The sequence below is a fragment of the Cytobacillus sp. Hm23 genome (assembly GCF_051842895.1).
Taxonomy (GTDB): Bacteria; Bacillota; Bacilli; order Bacillales; family SM2101; genus Nanhaiella.
The window spans coordinates 36,928-53,716 of record NZ_JBPXRQ010000015.1; the positions used below are offsets into that span (position 1 = coordinate 36,928).

Sequence of the window (16,789 nt, forward strand, 5' to 3'; positions counted from 1 at the left end):
GATATTAGTTTTCTAATCTACCGAGATTGTTTTCAGTTAAGAGTTATTCAGTGGAGGAAGAGAAGTATAATTGACACATGGTTATTTTTTCACGTGTAATCAGATGTCGTATTACAAGGTCAACCAGTTACCTGGTTGACCTATTAACTAAGGGTAGTCGTGATAGCCTTAACTACATTTTTGTTCCCTTTTTACGAAGACTTGATATTAAGAAGGTTTCAATAAGGCTTTTTTTACATATGCTTCCCTATAATTGAGGATGGTGCTATAAAAATCTATTTAAACTCTGAATTAGAAGGATGAAAGAATTTTCTTCATTTAAAGCTCTTCTGTTATATCATATTTCAACAATTGCCGTTGGTCATAAATTTTTTCAAAGAAAACACCTAGAAAATAGGAAAACAGTAGACCAAAACTAATATGAATAAGTGTAAACTTAACACCGAATGAAGACAATTCATATACAACAACTGGTAGTTTTGCAGTTGACCAAACTCCTAAAAAAAATACAATATACCGCAGACTTACTCCTTTTTTTAAAAAAAGTACTGCAATGGGAAACGCTACGTATAGGGGACCAGCTGCAATTACTCCTAATAATAAAGTGAACAAGGTGCCATAGAATCCAGATTCTTTTCCCATATACTTAATTAGTGTATCTTTCTTCACCCATTGGTCTAGTAAAGCTACGAATATTAAGACTGGAGGGAGTAAAAACAGCATATCTAATATACTTTTTCCAGTTAATTTGAATGCATTCCATCCCATCGATTGGTTAATACAAGTAAGTAATATGATCCCAAATAATAAAACAAAAAAGAAACGGTATTCTCTTAATTTATCCATGTTATCACCACCCAAATAATAAAAGAAAACATGACAGACATTAACACTGAGGCAGCATTTCGATAAAGGGCAAAACTTCGTCCAAATATTCTTTGTTCCATAGGTAATGTTACGATTCCAACTGACATTAATGCCGACATTAATGCAGCTACTTGAGGGTAACCTGCACCATTTTGGACTAATGTAGATCCGAGAGGAAATACTACAAAACTTGGTATTAGTGAAACTGAACCAATTATTGTCGAATAAACAATACCTAACAATCCAGATTTTTCTCCAATGATTGAAGAAATTAAGGATGGTGTTAATATAGTTAGTGATAGTCCAACAAATAGCATAATTGATAACACGTCAGGTATAATATTTCTAAACATTTTCCACGATTTTAACAAAGCAGCTTTTGTTTTATTTTTATTTTTTTTATAAGAAATACTAGTAAGAATGATAGCTATAACGTAAAGAATAGCACCATTAATCATAATTAGTACTCATTTTTCCATTCTTTATATTTGTTTAAGAAGAATGATAAATTTTTTAACTTTGCTTCAATATCTACGTGAAAATCTTCTAATTTTCTTTTTCCAACTGTAGTAATCTTATACATTTTGATCAGCTTATCTTGATCAGATGTACCCAAATAAGACTCGACAGCACCTTCTATCTCTAACTTTTTTAGTGTGCGATAAATAATTGCACTATCAATCGGATTGTCGGAAAGCTCTTCCTCACATTTTTGTAGAAGTTTCCCTCCATAGCTATCCCCCTCTGTTAAAAACAACAAAAGGAATGCACCTGTATGTCTTCCTGTATGTTTCATTAAACATCGTACCTCCTTAGATAAAATTACGTCTATCAAATAACTATTAATAACATTATACTGTCATTAACAGTAATGTGTTATTAACAGTTTAATATGGATATAATTTCAAGTCAACTTTAAAACCTCAAATACACATAATTTAGGGTAGCCATTATCGTTTGTGTAAATAAGCTCTTACATTGGATCTATGTCTTATTAAAACGCAAAACAACCTTCCAAAATGTATATTCGGAAGGTTATTTGTTATGGACAGTTTTAGTATCGCTTAATTAAATCAAGTCTTTCATTGAAAAATGTTGACAAACCTTAGCTGGTTTTATTGAGTATGGATATCATCTTAAAATAAGTTATCATGATTTAACCATTTTCCCTTATAGATGTCGGATCAACCCCTACCTTAGAATTAGAAAGTAATTGCCGATGTATAAATGTCACTACTTTTCAAAAAGATAAGTAAACACAAGAACTGCCCTACTTTAATCAAAGAGTAGGGCAGTTTCCATGTCACCATGCCAATGTAATACATAATATGTTTTCCTTATTTGTTGGTGCATCAGATAAGAATAATAGTTATTCAACACACTTTCTATTATGTTTCACAAAAAAATATTCTTTTATGTCATTTGAGAGAGCTTGTGCTGAAATGATATTGAAGATAAGTTCCCTATGTTCAACATTAGTGTTACTGCCTACAATGTACATGGCTTTTTTTCTAATATATTCTTTTCTATTGTAACTTTATTAATTTTAATACTATCTTCTGGGGTATCAGTCAAAATAATTTGGATTCTATTATAGAGGACATCACCATGATGAATGTAAATTAACGTACTTACATGAACAATATGTCTTCTAGTATCTTCACATATTCTTTCTATTTTTCACACACAGGATAAATTCAAAGTAAATTTTATCAAGGTAGGAAAAATATCTGGTATAAAAAGTTTGTTTTAGCAACTCATCATTATTGGCTCCAACGCTATCCTTTTCAACAGGATTATATCATTTACATAACTACGCATGGTAGTTGTTCACCACAATGGTAGCTATTGTACTTATGATCTTAATAGTTTCAAGAAATGGTTCATTATATCCAACAAGACAGACCCCAATTAAGTAAGTCCATAATTCCCATACTCATAAATTCGAAGTTCCTACTGAAAATTTCTTTCAACAACGTTAGTTACCTTCTACACGCCAAGAAGAGCGATAGTTATACTTAATTAAAATAATCTTGCAACCTCTTTTGCATTGTTAGCTGCTTCAAGGTATATCTCTTCAGCTTTTGAATGATCTAAATTTACACCCTCACACAAAACAACTTTAAAGTTTTTAACCCCTAAAAAATTCATGACAGTTTCTAAATAGCTTTTTGTATGTTCGGAGCTTGCTCCTGAACCTTCTGAATAAATCCCCCCACGTGCCTCAAGTAAAACAACAGCTTTATCTCCTGCTAAGCCCACCGGCCCATTCTCTGTGTACTTAAAAGTTTTGCCTGCAATGGATATGGCATCAATATATGCCTTTACCATAGGTGGAAAACCAAAATTCCACATAGGGGCAGAGAAAATGATTTTATCTGACTCTAAAAATAGGTCTGCTAGTCGGTTTATTTTATTTATTTTCTCTAACTCTATTTCATTAAGCTCTTGTTGTAACACGACCTTCCCTCTAGCAGATAACACATCACCATCAATAAAAGGAATCTCTTCCTTGTACAAATCTAACTCTATAATTTGATCATTTGGGTTCTCCGTCTGGTATTCATCAATAAACGTTTTTGCTAAGCGTAGTGAATAAGATTTTTTCTCTTGTTGTGGATTTGCTTTGACTAATAGTACTTTTTTCATTTTACTTCTCTCCCTATTATACTGAGTTTACTTAACTACTTATTTGCTGAAAATATTGATAAACTTTTTCTAGTTTTTTTGTATGTTTTCCTTTCCGGTTCTCCATATTACCGAATTCGAAAAATTTTACATCTTTAATTCCTACAAAATTGAATACTAACTTTTCCATTGAACGTTTATGGGAATTTCTCAATATAAGTAACGGATAAAGAATTTCCGGTCCTTTCATTGTTGAGATACAAACAACCGACTTTCCCTTCAATAGCCCTTCTGGCATGATTTTTCCAACATTTTTATATGCAAAATTTGTTGAGAATATTTGATCTATATAGCCTAAAAGCATTGCTGGTGGTCTTCCCCACCAAATTGGATAAATAAAAACAATTTTATGTGCCCAAATAATTTGATCTCTATACTTTTTTAAATCAGGATCCTTATGCATGTCCCTTCTTCTTTTGTCCTGATTAAATACAAGCGCAGGATTAAATCCTTCCTCATATAAATCGAGTACTTTTATTTCCTTAATATTGGCATTCTCTCTCATTCCTTTTAAAGTTTTTTGCAAAAATGAATAACATAAACTGGAATGATTCGGATGTGTATAGATAATGAGTGTATTCATATTTTCACCTCATATTTTTTTGTATTTAATTTTGTATTATTTTTCAGAACTAACCCAAGTGAAAGGATAAGACCTATGATTGAAAAACACAGTAATAGTAAAAAAAAGATTGTATTGCCTATTAAAATAGCAACTACCACGGATGCCATTATTCCACCCATATATCTAAAAGTAGAGTAAATGCCAGAAGCAATTCCCGCTTTCTCTCTTGGTACAGATTTCAAACTATTGATCTGCATAGAGGCAATTCCAATTCCTGAAGAAAAACCACCAAAAATTAAAGAAATTACAACAAACAAATAAGAAGATTCATTACTAAACGTGAAATAAAGTAGTGCTGTGATGCAACATAAGAAAAAGGATATAGAAATGACTTTATCCTTGCCAATCTTATTGGCCAATGTCCCCCCTATCCATGAAGATAATGACATAGAAAGGGCAAAATAGAATAACATCATACCAATTGTGCTAATACTAAACTGATTCAGTGAAATAGGAATAAAAAGAACCGTACTGTACATGAAAAAGTTATTAATCATAATAAATAAGTTTGCAGTAGTAAAATGGATATTTTTAAACATACTAAATTCAATTATAGGAGCTTTGCTTACTAGCTCTTGATAACTAAATAAGGCAACTAAGATAAATAAAACAAGAGTCGTCCAACCAGTTATAATTTCATTTTTGGTTGCAAATAATGTCATGAATGTCAATATTGCACCAAGGTATAAAGTACCTGCTATATCCAAGGTTTTGTTATTAGGTTGGGAATCGTTCACATTAGGTACAAAAAGCCAAGTGGTAATCACACCAATGACCAAAAAAGGAATATTAACCCAAAATATAGCTTCCCAACTGAATGAACGGATTAAAAATGAACCCAGTAGGGGGCCTATTGCTGCACCTAAACCCATCGTAAGGCCAAAAATACCAAAAGCATGACTCAATTTTTTTGTTGGAATGGCGAAACGAATAATCGCGGTAGCATTTGGGGTTAATAATGCACCGCCTAGTGCTTGTAAAGAACGGAATAGAATAAGAGAAAACAAATTAAAAGAAAAAGCACAAGCGATCGATGAGATAAGAAACACAATAAACCCGATCTGCATTACTTGTTTATTCCCATATAAATCCCCTAATTTACCCGCAATGGGCTGCACGACTGCCATAACAATTAAATAAATAGTAACCACCCATGATATATCAGTAATTGAAACATTTAAATAGGATGCAATACTAGGAAGCCCAACAGCGATCATTGTTGAATTAACAGGGACTAAAAACGTCCCTATTAATATAGACAACAAAATCAGATTTGTTTTATTCAAGAATGGTAACTTCACCTTTAGCACCATCCACTTTAACCACATCTCCGTCTTTTAGTGTAGAGGTTGCAATTTTCGTTCCAGTTACACAAGGAACTCCATATTCTCTTGCAACAGTAGCAGCATGTGATAGAATTCCACCTACATCTGTAACAATAGCACCTGCTAAGTTAAACAATACTGTCCAAGGTGGTGTAGTCGTTTTACAGACAAGGATATCTTCTTTTTTCACCTTATCAAATTCACTTTGATCACTAACAACCTTTACTGTTCCAGTGTGTACTCCTACGCTACTAGAATAACCCGTAAATGTTTTCTTCTCTTCATTTAAGTCGGCCATTCTTGTACCAAACATTCTTTCTGCGATTGGATCTGACGAACGCCCCTCCGGTGGATTACCATAGAAAGGAACAGGAGTAATTGCTTCATTGTTCTTATGTTCTTCCTTTCTTTCTTTGATCAAGTCAAATACTGACTTAGGTTGTCTTAATAATTCAACTAATTCGTCTAAATAAAGATAAGAAATATCTTCTTTCTTTTCGATGACAGAATGATTAACTAATAAACTTCCAACATTTAATAAAAATAGACGTGCTTTTGCCGGTAACATCGCATCAATATAAAAATGATGGTCTTCATTAATTCCCCACATTCTTAGTGCCATACCATAAAGCGAAATAAATGTTTCTTTTAACTCCCCATCAGGCATTCTAGCTAATACTTCATTCACTTTCTGTTCTCTCTTATTGATCCCTTCTTGCAGCTCAGCTTTGAAATCAAAGTCTTTTTCAATATAGTTTTTAACCAATGTTAAAGCATGATTTGGATTTTCCACCCATGTTTCTTCATTAAATTCATGATTGCTCGCACGGTAACCATATGTTTCTAAGAAAGTTTTGACAGTAGTTAAAAACTGACGGCCTTCATCCACATTATTAAGTGATTCACTTAAATGAATCACATCTGAATTATTAAATATTTCAGATAAAATTGCTGAATCTTTTACAATTAAAGAGAGCCTCCATAGTTCTCGGTCTGTTTCAATTGATTTATTCATGGTTCCTAATAACAAATCATATACTTCTGTTGTGTCTTTGGTATTTAACAATTTCTCGTATATCTCCTCAAGAGCTAGCCCTATTGACATTTTTGGCATCACTACTTCAAAGTGTATGGACCAAATTTTCAAATACATCTGATAAAGTTCTAACACTCTTTCTTCTGCTTCTTCTAAGGTTAACTTTTGTTTTTTTGCTTCATCCAGTATGCTGTAGTATGGAAGTAGAGTATTTTCTACATATTCAAAAAGAATTTCTGATGCTCTTGGAAAAACTGTTGTCATCACTTCTTTATGTTCCGCTACTCTCGTCTCAGGGTTATCATGTACTTTAACTGTTTGGTAATGGTAGCCTTTCGAAATTTTAAATTGAAATTGTTTTAATGGGAGTTTCAATTTTTCAAAAGCTTCCAAGGTCCCACTAGAAACTGAAGGGCCCATGAATGAAGCAAATAAGGGAGTAAGTGGCTTAGAGAAATGCGTATCATTGTATTCCCAAAACCATTGCTTCTCTTCCTCTGATATTATTAAATTTTGTTTAAAATCCTTTAAATCTACATGATATACATTGGATGTCATTATACATTTTCTCCTTTTAAAGTCGTAATAGGTCTTGCTTGCAAAATATAAATGATGTTATTTTTTATAGCAAATTCTATATCTAGCGGATTTTCAAAGAAATTTTCTATTTTCATTGTTATATCAACTAGTTCTAGAATTTCTTCGTCACTCAAGCAAAATATTTCTTGTTGATCCGCAGAAACCACTACGGTTTCATTTCCATCTTCCATAGCAATTATTTGTATCTCTTTATCACCTAATTTTTTTACAATGTGTTTGTTTTCTTTGTTAATTACATACATATCTGGAGTTACACTACCATCCACAATCGCTTCTCCTAATCCATAACTTGCATTTACTAGTATTTCATTTTGGTTATTCGTTACTGGATTAGAGCTGAAAATTACTCCCGATACATCTGCGTGAATCATCTGTTGAACGAAAACACCCATCTGAACATCGGAGAGAGATATATTATTGGTTTTAGCATAGTCTAGTATGTGTGGTGAAAAATACGAAGCCCAACAACGTTTAATACTATCCAATAATTGATCTAAATTTTTCACACTCAAAATTGTTTCATATTGCCCTGCGAAAGATGCGTTATTTAGGTCTTCCATTGCTGAAGAGGAACGGACGGCTATCGTTACATCAGGACTGGTTTTTATATCCTTGAAAGATTTTGATATTGATAATTCCAGTTCCCTTGGATATTCAGCAGTCAAAATTTCTTCTTGAATGTGTCGGTTATTCTTGGACCTGATATTGTTATGTGTAAGAAATTTTTTAAAAGAATCTGAAGTTAATACAAACCCATCTGGTATTGAAGGTATTGTTGATTTTATTTTAGATAGGTTCATCGCTTTTGAACCTACCAATACTTTCTCTAGTTTTATACAATCTGTTAAACTTACAACATTCATTACTTTTTGCTTCTCCTTCCAAGGGCACAATTTAATAAGTGTATATTACCCAACAACATGTTGATTATTTAATAACCTGTTGTTTATACTGTTATTATATTTGAATTTTACGATGACACAATAATCAATGTTTCTTCATTTGTTTTATACACGACATCGTAAAATGAATTGTTGTTTAAAATAATAAAAAAAACGATTGGATTGGTGCATTATGGCAAATAAAGAAGATTTACGAATCACTCGTACGAGAAAACTAATTGGAGAAGCCTTCTTAAAATTACTCCAACAAAAAGGTTTTGATAGCATTACAATCCAAAACATTGCAGATGAAGCGATGATTAACCGCGCGACATTTTATTTACATTATCAGGACAAGTATGATTTATTAGAGCAGATGATGGATGTAGTATTAAAAGAACTCAAAACATCTTATGGTGATTCTAATAATCATATCGAAGAGCAACAGTTTAAAATAAACAACCATCAAATGACCATTCAGAGAGTTTATGAAAGTGTTGAAAAACATCGATTCTTTTACCAAGTAATGTTCGGAAAACATGGAGTTTATGAATTTAGAAAAAACTTAGAGGAAGTCATGATTGGTAAATTCGAAGAAAATTTTAATAATCTAGGAATGACAGATGCTGATTTTAAAATTCCAAAAGAAGTACTTCTTCATTTTTCTAGCTCAGCTTTTGTCGGAATAATAGATTGGTGGTTAAGAGAGGAAAATTATAAATCTCCAGAAGAAATGTCCGTTATGATATCTCAAATTATTTTGAGAGGACACACGAGTGCTGCGGGAGTTGAGATTAGATAGAACTGTTGTTCTATGAGTGGTATGAACAAATAAATTTGTTTAATTCTTAGCCTTCAAATTCATTAACCCCGTCCTAATTTTTTTGAGACGAGGTTAAAAAAGATCTTTTGTAATCTAATTGGTTGTTTCATCAGAACTAATAAAAGAGTGAAATAAATATAAATTGTAAAAAAACATGTGTGCTAAAATCGCATATTCAAAACCTTTCTTCCAAAATAAGTATCCGAATAATAGTCCACCAATACCATTTAGTATGAAAGATCTAGTGATTAGATTAGTTGTTAACTCTCCAAACATTGCATCAGTTTTGTACGTCTATCCTAAAAATATACAATTAATTCTTAATCGACTCAATGGACACATACTAAGAACAAAACTAAAGGCCGGAATCAGCCCCTGTAAGCAATAATTTATGCAAATACTCAACTAATTTTAGTTTAATAATCTAGTAAAAAAAAGCTAATGATCCTTATAAAGTTAGACAAGTTCAGGTTTAGTATTGAATCTAATGGAACAACTTTATGTCAATTAACAACTATCTATTCAAATATTATTTTCATTATAAATACACCCCTTTAGATAACCATATCCAAAGGGGTAAACCATCGTATTTTTTTGTGTACACCGTGACTTTATCTTATCCAAATCTTTCTTATATACATCGTAACTTTATTTGAAATTAACATCAAAATGTGTTTTGAGCGCGATAGCTAATCATGTTGTTTTGCAAAAAACTATTACTTTTGTAACTTATAGCTTCTCCTAAATATTTGATATTATAAAGTGTCGCGATCAAGTTAAAATCACTTATCGGAAAGTTTTTTTTATAAGTTTGTAAAGTAAGGTATACCCGATTTGACTTGACTATCAACACAATAATTAACGTGACGGACAAGATTCTATTTAGTTTTCACCCGAACGACTTACTTCACGGAGAAATTCTTTTCGTTGTTGCTTACGAAAATGTTCTTTAATCATATATGTTACACCTTGTTGATTACTCGTACGTGTAATCCAATCTGCTGCCTTTTTCACCTCGTTAGGTGAATCCCACATCGCTACACCTAAGCCTACTTGTTTAACTATAGGTAAATCATCTAATGCATAACCAATTGCAACCATTTCATTCAATTGAATACCAATATGCTCACCTAATTTCTTCAATCCGTTAAGCTTTGATACCCCTTCTGGAATAATTTCAATTTTATTTTCAATATGTGCAAGTATAGAGAGTGTTGGGAATGCTTTGCTAATCGTTTCTTCCACTTTCTTCTTCTCATCTTTATTGGGAAAATACACTTCTATCTTTAGTGCTGAGACTGGATTATCACGTACATGGTCACCTAATGAATCAACAAATTGTAATGGATAAAACAAAGGATCACCACTATTTAAAACTGCTTTTGCAACAATATTTTCTGTTGCTTTTTTTCTATTGCCTAAAGAGAACTTTTCATGAATTAATCTTATATTGCAATCATAATTTTCTAACACTTGCACAATATTAAAAGTTCTCTCCTCTGATAAACCATTTACATAGATTGGACGATCAATAGAATTAGCAATAAAAGCCCCATTAAGAGTTACAAGTACGGAATCTATTTTTAAAGCCTTCGCTACTTTTTGAGCCGACAAAAAGTTTCTGCCTGTAACTAGTGTTACATACACATCTTTATTTTGAACAAACTGAATTGCTTCCTTTACACCTTTTTGTAACCGACCATTTGACCGTAGTAGAGTTCCATCAATATTGATAGCGAGTAAGCGGTAATACATTACTACCTCTCCCTTCTAGCTGTAACTATGTTTATCTATAATACTTATGTATTAATAAAAAGAAATAGAACACTAAAAATATATTGACAAAATATTAATTGTGTGTTATAATAAAATATTTATTTCTATTCCGTCGTTTCTGTGTTAGAATATGATTAGCGCTGATTGAACTAAGTAGTTAACTACTTAAATATGTTAAGGAGATGTTTAAGTGAATAACAAAGCAAGCCTAACCGCAATTGTTAGTGCCTTTGCTAGGTCCTATCATTCACAACACCATTACCCCATCATCTTTGATGATTTCCTTGCACAAGAGCTATTATCAGACGAAGAAAGTGCCATGATTGGACATAATTGGACTAAGGCCATATCATTTTTCAATCCAGAAAACGCATTAAATTATAGCAATCAAACAGACGCATTAAATTGGGTTATGAGTACCCAATGTATTCCACAAACTGTGAGCCGTGCAAAATATGTGGAGGATTGTTTAGAAAATGCTATTGCTAGAGGGGTTGAACAATATATTATATTAGGAGCAGGCTTTGACACGTTTGCGTATCGCCGAACAGAATTAATAAACCATTTACAAATTTTTGAACTTGATCATCCTACAACTCAGACTCTCAAAATAAAGCGAATGGCTGAACTCAACTGGGAGATACCTAATAACGTGCACTTTATTCCTATAGACTTCACAGAAGAAAACATTACTAATGTGCTTATTAAATCTTCATTCTCACCTAAGAAATTGACGTTTATCAGCTGGTTAGGTGTAACGTATTATTTAACGATAGACACGATATTTGAAACATTAAAAGCATTAAAAAATATCATACCAACTGGAAGTTCAATTGTATTTGACTATTTAGATGATATTGCATTTGACCCAAACAGAGCATCAAAACGTATATTACAAATGCAAGAAGTAGCTAAACAAGCACAAGAACCTCTAAAAACTGGCTTAGACTCAAATACGATGGACTTATCGCTTCAGCAAATAGATATGCTACTTTACGAACACCTTTCTCCTGAGGATATTGACAAGCGATATTTCAACAACAGACATGATCTATTAAGCGCTTTTGAGCATTTCAATTTTGCTCACGCTATATTTTAACAACTTGTAAAACTAAGATGATTATATATCATCCTATTATTAGAACATAAGAAAGGCTATTTGAAATTGTTCTTTTCAAATAGCCTCATTTTTTTCTATAACAACTAAACAATGTTAAATTGGTTTAAAATTTGACAACTTGAATGAAAACAACGCTGCTATAATCGTTACAATAGCACCAATCAGAAAAATAATCATAGATCCAAACATTGTCCAAACTACTGCTCCTAGAATTGGGATACAAACTGCAACAACGTGCGCTATTGTACTACCCATTGCTAACGTCGCACTTAATTCATCCCTGGGAACTAGACGTCCTACGAAAGATGAAATACCGATATCGTCAAAACCAACTAACACATCATCAATGATAAAAAGAAAATAAATAAGATAGACATAATCGAACAAAGCATACCCTACGAATACAAACGTAACTAGGATATAATTAACCGCAAGTGCTCTTCCTTCACCCCATCGCTGTATTGCCTTACCAACTAATGGACGCGTAATAACGGCGCATATACTGTGAGCAGCCATAAGTAGTGCCATTAATTGTACAGATGTATTAAATGTTTCAATCAAGAGTAATGTCCCAAAAGTAATAAAAAACATTTCCCTTGTCGCAGATAAGATAGTCAACAAGTAATAAGGAGTATACACCCTTTTAAAAACTAATTTCGCTGTGGGAGAAGAGTAACTTTTAGCTTGCACGATCTTCCCCCCGGCAATTGTGCTAATCAATGCAAAAATACTGCTTATAATAAAAATTGTTTCAAATGAAGATACCGTACTAATTCCCCACACTAAACCCATTCCTAATAAACTTGCTACTGCATTATAGCTTGCAATTAGTCCAAATTTATAGGAACGATCTCGTTCTGTAGAAAAATCAGTTACTAAATAATCTCCTTGTATCGACCTTAAATGTGTTCCTGTACTATAAATTAAAGTAAAAATAATAATGAATAATAAATTGTCAGAGACAGTATATAAAACTAACCCTGCTCCAATCACTATTAGAGAGCAAATCCACACAGCTTTTGGGGTAAACCGCGATGCAATAAAGACAATTCCAACTGCAAATAATCCAGGCAGCTCCTTCATTCCATCAACCCAACCATATTGAGTCGGGGAAAAGGACAAATGATCTAGTAAGTAATTTTTATAAACTCCCTGATACATAGCGACCGCTACACTTGATAAAATAAATGAATATAACAGGATGCGAAAATTTTTTTCTTTCATTTCAGTTAACACTCCTTCAACTTTTTTGCAAACTTATACGTTCGTCAAATAAAAATTGAAGGAGCTCTTGGGTAGCAACCAATTAATAAGTTAAGAGCAGATGTTCAAACTCATTTAATTCATATAAAAATAAATTCATACCCCATTGACCTCATCCTTTCTATATAGCTTTAAACACTTCCCGATGCTAACATATATTATAGAAGATAAAAATTTAGCATTCAATATATTCATAATAATATGATTTTTATAACAAATAAATCATATATATCTAACTTATTCACTTTTTCGTAAACTTTGTCGCTATAGTTCCTTATATTGAAGATTAGAAAGTCATTTTACTCAACAGTCATCGTTTTATAGAAGCAACAATAAATGCATATGCAAACAGCTAACTTATTTTTCAGCTATAATACGAATCCTTTTATAATCCGCAACCCAAGATTCTTGATGAAACAATTGAGGTTTTATTTTCTCATTAATTAATCTATATAAATGCAGCTGCTGTTCTTCATTAAATCCAACAAAAAAATCGCTAGCAAAACTATCTAACCAATGATTCAACCCTTTTTCTTGGTCGGCCAGTAATGTCGGTCGATCAAAATATTGAGCGTAATGAACTGTAAAACCGTGCTCTTCAAGTAAAGTAGTGTATTCTCCTACACTTGGAAAAAACCAAGGGTTTCTTACTGAAGCATCTATCCCAAACTCACTATATAGTACACTTGATATACCTTTGATAATTGTTTCTACATTGTATTTACCACCAAACTCAGCTACAAACCTTCCACCCGGCTTTAACGCATATGAAATATTTTCAACAACTTTTGATGTCTGCTTCATCCAATGAATAGCCGCATTAGAAAATACAGCATCGTATTTATCGTGAGTGATAAAGGTTTCACCATCTTGGATGAGAAATGAAATGAATGGATACTTGCTTCGTGCTTGTTGAATCATTTCTTGAGACGAGTCAACCCCAACTATCTCTGATCCAAATTGAAATATATCATGTGCAAGGTCACCTGTTCCACAACCTAAATCAAGAATTTTCTCTCCTGCTTGTGGGTTAAGAAGTTCTATTAGTTCTTTGCCAAAATTTGAAACAAAATGTTGCTTGTCATCGTACAAGTTTGCATTCCAGCTATTCAATGGCTTACCCCTCCTCTAGAATTTATTAAAGGTAGTTTCATCATAGCCAATGGAAAAGTATTCGTCTAAGATATATAATCTATTATATTAATAGCTTTTAGCTATGGAGGTTAAATTGTTGGAAATAAGATTATTAGAATACGCACTGGCGATATCCAGGAGCAGGAACTTTACTAAAGCAGCAGAGAGCCTTCACATTGCACAACCATCCTTGAGTAAACAAATTTCTAAGTTAGAGAATGAATTAGGGGTACAATTATTTATTCGTAAGCACGGTAACATTACTCCAACTCCTGCTGGAGTAAGATTCTTGAAAAAAGCGGAAAAGATTGTCCTTATGCGGAACGACTTAATTCGTGAAATGAAAGAAGTTAATCAAGGAACAAGCGGGGAGTTAATCATCGGTTCAACAGCAGTCACAGGTGGTCATGTGTTACCTCCACTTCTTCAAGAATACAAACAAAGATACCCAAATGTTCAAATTAAGCTAGTTGAAGAATCAACAAAACAGCTTACTTCCTTAACTGCTAAGGGGGAAATAGACATTGCTATATTAGCTCTCCCAATAGAAGATACTTACTTAACTACTAAAATAATGTTTACCGAGTCACTTAACATCGTTTTACCTACAAAAATAACCTCTTGGATGCCGAGCCATATTCAAAGTCTATTAACACCATCACAAATAAAGCACACCCAAACTCTTTCATTAGAAAGCTTGTCCCAATGTCCATTTATCCTGTTAAAGCAAGGTTTTAGGTTTCGAAATTCGGTATTAGAGTTATGTGCAAAGAGCGGGTTTCAACCTCAGATAGAGTTTGAAACAAGTAGTATTGAAACAGCGCAGTCACTAGTAAAAAATGGCCTCGGCGTGACGATTGTACCGAATATGGTCGTACATCAAAATTCTAATACACAACTTACATACTTTAAAATAAATTCAAATCCAACAAGGACATTAGTCTTTGCTTATCATCATGAGCGTTACTTAAGCTCGCCTTCTAGAGCTTTCATGAGTGTCTTTGATGAATTAAATAATCAAAATTAATATGTTTTCCTTTAATAAACTTTGATCTAAGTTTTATAGGTAGAGTAGAACCCCACCTATAAAACCAAAACCCCCACTAGATGTAAAAGTGGGGGTTAAAAACGACTAGATCAAATCCTAATTTTCATTCACGTATGTATCGTTAGCCTAGATAAATAGCTGTTTGAATTAAATGATATGTTTGCTAATTTTATCAGGTACCATAACAACTTCTGTAGCTATTGGTGTTTGTTCCTCTTGAACAATACATTCTTCCCAATACTCCATATGCTTCTTAATTATTTCATTCTTATTGTTTATTTCATCTTCCGTAAGTTCTACATTCATTTCATTATCACCTTGTATTGCATACCAATAAAGAAATTCACCATCAGCATTTTTTTCACGAAACATTGTTTCAACATACAAGTTTTCATTTTTCAATATAATAAGTACCTTATCCATGTTTTGATTTAACATGTCCATCCATTCGTCCACACGCTTCGTTTTTCCTTCTTTAATACGATATTTACTTAATCGAACTTTCATTTAGTTTAACCTCCTACATTAACTTCCATCCTAATTAATATATCATACCTTTTCAAATAAGTTTGTGTTTTACTATTAAAAACCAGCTCCCTTAAAGGTAGCTGGTTTATGGACAATTAATAACCTTATTCCTCAATGAATACAAACTCAGTTGGACATCTTCGAATACCCTTACTTATAAGCTTAATCGTCTTAGGAGTGTTCTCGATAAACTGAAGATGAAAACGATTAAATTTAGTAACAAGTTCTTTATCATTAGCTAAGTCTTCTCGTGTAATATGATAATATTCTAAACTACTAGGGTATTGATGTTGTAGCAAGACGCTTTCGATCTCTTCAAGTAACTTGAACATATCGATATCATGAAAGTAATTAACACTAGCTTTTATTGATGACCAAATTTTCGGTTGTGCATAAAAATATGAACTCCACCAATACAACTCTACTATAGATTTTCTTGCATGATCATAATACATATGAAATACGAATAAAGCTTGTTGTCCACTAGTTAGCTGTTCATAAAATTGCTCTTTAAACACGGACATGCTTTGTAAAGTTTGCTCAGCCATACTATTTTTATAGGCTATGATCAAAGGTTCAAAGCATTCTTTACAAAGCTCCTCATTAGCTAACGTGTCAAATTGTTTTCTTGTCATCTTAACTATCAACATTTATCACTCCTCCAACTTATTATACATTAATTGGAAGAGATAAATAATTTAGTTGTCAATGATAGTTTTTACTATAAAATATAATTCCAATAAAATTGAACAAGTGTAGGAGGAGTTGGTTACCCTCACCTACACGACCTTAATATACAGCAGGTACCCAATAGTCTCTAAATCTTTAAATTCCACCATATTTGCAAAAAGAATTTAATATAATAAGTAGAAAAGATGCCACGAACGATAAATGTATACGTGCTTATATTGTTGTACGAAAAGCAACAATCCCTTTCATCAAGACTGCAAGCACATAGATTAAGCTCACATTTAATCTGAAAATAGCTCCTCATTTACATTAATTAAATTAGATATAAGATCTAATTGTAACTTTGTAAACTGTCACTGCTGTATGACTATAGAGTCCCTCTCTC

The 16,789-nt window shown here is 32.6% G+C and carries 16 protein-coding genes; 3 read left to right on the forward strand and 13 right to left on the reverse strand.

The window, feature by feature from the left end; genetic code table 11:
- Positions 1-318: 318 nt before the first annotated feature.
- The 8 genes from ACSVDA_RS11735 to ACSVDA_RS11770 form a co-directional block, all read right to left on the reverse strand.
- Positions 319-846: a permease gene (locus ACSVDA_RS11735; RefSeq protein WP_485883389.1), complete on the reverse strand. Its 528-nt coding sequence runs from the start codon at positions 844-846 to the stop codon at positions 319-321.
- On the reverse strand, positions 834-1,325 hold the full coding sequence (locus tag ACSVDA_RS11740) for a hypothetical protein (protein WP_485883390.1): 492 nt from the start codon (positions 1,323-1,325) through the stop codon (positions 834-836). Before ACSVDA_RS11740 ends, ACSVDA_RS11735 begins: the two co-directional genes overlap by 13 nt.
- A gap of 2 nt (positions 1,326-1,327) precedes the next feature.
- A complete protein-coding gene (locus tag ACSVDA_RS11745; RefSeq protein WP_485883391.1) occupies positions 1,328-1,663 on the reverse strand; it encodes a PadR family transcriptional regulator in 336 nt (111 codons plus the stop codon).
- A 1,226-nt stretch (positions 1,664-2,889) separates the two neighbouring features.
- Positions 2,890-3,516 carry an FMN-dependent NADH-azoreductase gene (locus ACSVDA_RS11750; RefSeq protein ID WP_485883393.1) on the reverse strand — a complete coding sequence of 209 codons (627 nt, stop codon included), beginning with the start codon at positions 3,514-3,516 and terminating at the stop codon, positions 2,890-2,892.
- A gap of 31 nt (positions 3,517-3,547) precedes the next feature.
- Positions 3,548-4,138, reverse strand: coding sequence for an NAD(P)H-dependent oxidoreductase (locus ACSVDA_RS11755; RefSeq protein WP_485883395.1), 591 nt, complete (start codon positions 4,136-4,138; stop codon positions 3,548-3,550).
- Positions 4,135-5,466: an MFS transporter gene (locus tag ACSVDA_RS11760; RefSeq protein ID WP_485883397.1), complete on the reverse strand. Its 1,332-nt coding sequence runs from the start codon at positions 5,464-5,466 to the stop codon at positions 4,135-4,137. Before ACSVDA_RS11760 ends, ACSVDA_RS11755 begins: the two co-directional genes overlap by 4 nt.
- Positions 5,459-7,099, reverse strand: a complete 1,641-nt coding sequence (locus ACSVDA_RS11765) for a PEP-utilizing enzyme (RefSeq protein ID WP_485883399.1) — start codon at positions 7,097-7,099, stop codon at positions 5,459-5,461. The genes ACSVDA_RS11760 and ACSVDA_RS11765 overlap by 8 nt, the downstream gene beginning before the upstream one ends.
- Positions 7,099-8,004 carry a PEP/pyruvate-binding domain-containing protein gene (locus tag ACSVDA_RS11770; RefSeq protein ID WP_485883401.1) on the reverse strand — a complete coding sequence of 302 codons (906 nt, stop codon included), beginning with the start codon at positions 8,002-8,004 and terminating at the stop codon, positions 7,099-7,101. Before ACSVDA_RS11770 ends, ACSVDA_RS11765 begins: the two co-directional genes overlap by 1 nt.
- A gap of 211 nt (positions 8,005-8,215) precedes the next feature.
- Here ACSVDA_RS11770 and ACSVDA_RS11775 point away from each other — a divergent pair, with 211 nt between their 5' ends.
- The gene (locus ACSVDA_RS11775) at positions 8,216-8,824 is read left to right on the forward strand and encodes a TetR/AcrR family transcriptional regulator (RefSeq protein WP_485883403.1); all 609 of its coding nucleotides are present in this window, start codon (positions 8,216-8,218) and stop codon (positions 8,822-8,824) included.
- 903 nt (positions 8,825-9,727) lie between these two features.
- Here ACSVDA_RS11775 and ACSVDA_RS11780 read toward each other — a convergent pair.
- Complete coding sequence (locus ACSVDA_RS11780; protein ID WP_485883404.1) at positions 9,728-10,600, reverse strand: Cof-type HAD-IIB family hydrolase; 873 nt, start codon at positions 10,598-10,600, stop codon at positions 9,728-9,730.
- Between the two features lie 211 nt (positions 10,601-10,811).
- On the opposite strand from ACSVDA_RS11780, the gene ACSVDA_RS11785 reads away from it, so the two are divergent.
- Positions 10,812-11,720 carry a class I SAM-dependent methyltransferase gene (locus tag ACSVDA_RS11785; RefSeq protein ID WP_485883406.1) on the forward strand — a complete coding sequence of 303 codons (909 nt, stop codon included), beginning with the start codon at positions 10,812-10,814 and terminating at the stop codon, positions 11,718-11,720.
- A gap of 114 nt (positions 11,721-11,834) precedes the next feature.
- On the opposite strand, the gene ACSVDA_RS11790 is transcribed toward ACSVDA_RS11785, so the two are convergent.
- Complete coding sequence (locus ACSVDA_RS11790; protein WP_485883408.1) at positions 11,835-12,965, reverse strand: MFS transporter; 1,131 nt, start codon at positions 12,963-12,965, stop codon at positions 11,835-11,837.
- 396 nt (positions 12,966-13,361) lie between these two features.
- On the reverse strand, positions 13,362-14,117 hold the full coding sequence (locus tag ACSVDA_RS11795) for a class I SAM-dependent methyltransferase (RefSeq protein WP_485883409.1): 756 nt from the start codon (positions 14,115-14,117) through the stop codon (positions 13,362-13,364).
- Between the two features lie 118 nt (positions 14,118-14,235).
- Between ACSVDA_RS11795 and ACSVDA_RS11800 the strand changes: the two genes are divergently transcribed.
- The gene (locus tag ACSVDA_RS11800) at positions 14,236-15,165 is read left to right on the forward strand and encodes a LysR family transcriptional regulator (protein WP_485883411.1); all 930 of its coding nucleotides are present in this window, start codon (positions 14,236-14,238) and stop codon (positions 15,163-15,165) included.
- A gap of 168 nt (positions 15,166-15,333) precedes the next feature.
- Here ACSVDA_RS11800 and ACSVDA_RS11805 read toward each other — a convergent pair whose 3' ends face one another.
- Positions 15,334-15,693 (reverse strand): DUF6176 family protein, encoded by a 360-nt coding sequence (locus ACSVDA_RS11805; RefSeq protein WP_320208306.1) that lies wholly within the window; start codon positions 15,691-15,693, stop codon positions 15,334-15,336.
- 125 nt (positions 15,694-15,818) lie between these two features.
- The gene (locus tag ACSVDA_RS11810) at positions 15,819-16,364 is read right to left on the reverse strand and encodes a hypothetical protein (RefSeq protein ID WP_485883413.1); all 546 of its coding nucleotides are present in this window, start codon (positions 16,362-16,364) and stop codon (positions 15,819-15,821) included.
- Positions 16,365-16,789 lie beyond the last annotated feature (425 nt).

Bases quoted from the DNA above. Each gene is read 5' to 3' on its own strand.
- ACSVDA_RS11765 (WP_485883399.1), bottom strand. From the start codon at position 7,099: ATGACATCCAATGTATATCATGTAGATTTAAAGGATTTTAAACAAAAT.
- ACSVDA_RS11745 (WP_485883391.1), bottom strand. From the start codon at position 1,663: ATGAAACATACAGGAAGACATACAGGTGCATTCCTTTTGTTGTTTTTA.
- ACSVDA_RS11775 (WP_485883403.1), top strand. From the start codon at position 8,216: ATGGCAAATAAAGAAGATTTACGAATCACTCGTACGAGAAAACTAATT.
- ACSVDA_RS11740 (WP_485883390.1), bottom strand. From the start codon at position 1,325: ATGATTAATGGTGCTATTCTTTACGTTATAGCTATCATTCTTACTAGT.
- ACSVDA_RS11770 (WP_485883401.1), bottom strand. From the start codon at position 8,004: ATGAATGTTGTAAGTTTAACAGATTGTATAAAACTAGAGAAAGTATTG.
- ACSVDA_RS11790 (WP_485883408.1), bottom strand. From the start codon at position 12,965: ATGAAAGAAAAAAATTTTCGCATCCTGTTATATTCATTTATTTTATCA.
- ACSVDA_RS11810 (WP_485883413.1), bottom strand. From the start codon at position 16,364: ATGTTGATAGTTAAGATGACAAGAAAACAATTTGACACGTTAGCTAAT.
- ACSVDA_RS11780 (WP_485883404.1), bottom strand. From the start codon at position 10,600: ATGTATTACCGCTTACTCGCTATCAATATTGATGGAACTCTACTACGG.
- ACSVDA_RS11755 (WP_485883395.1), bottom strand. From the start codon at position 4,138: ATGAATACACTCATTATCTATACACATCCGAATCATTCCAGTTTATGT.
- ACSVDA_RS11735 (WP_485883389.1), bottom strand. From the start codon at position 846: ATGGATAAATTAAGAGAATACCGTTTCTTTTTTGTTTTATTATTTGGG.
- ACSVDA_RS11805 (WP_320208306.1), bottom strand. From the start codon at position 15,693: ATGAAAGTTCGATTAAGTAAATATCGTATTAAAGAAGGAAAAACGAAG.
- ACSVDA_RS11750 (WP_485883393.1), bottom strand. From the start codon at position 3,516: ATGAAAAAAGTACTATTAGTCAAAGCAAATCCACAACAAGAGAAAAAA.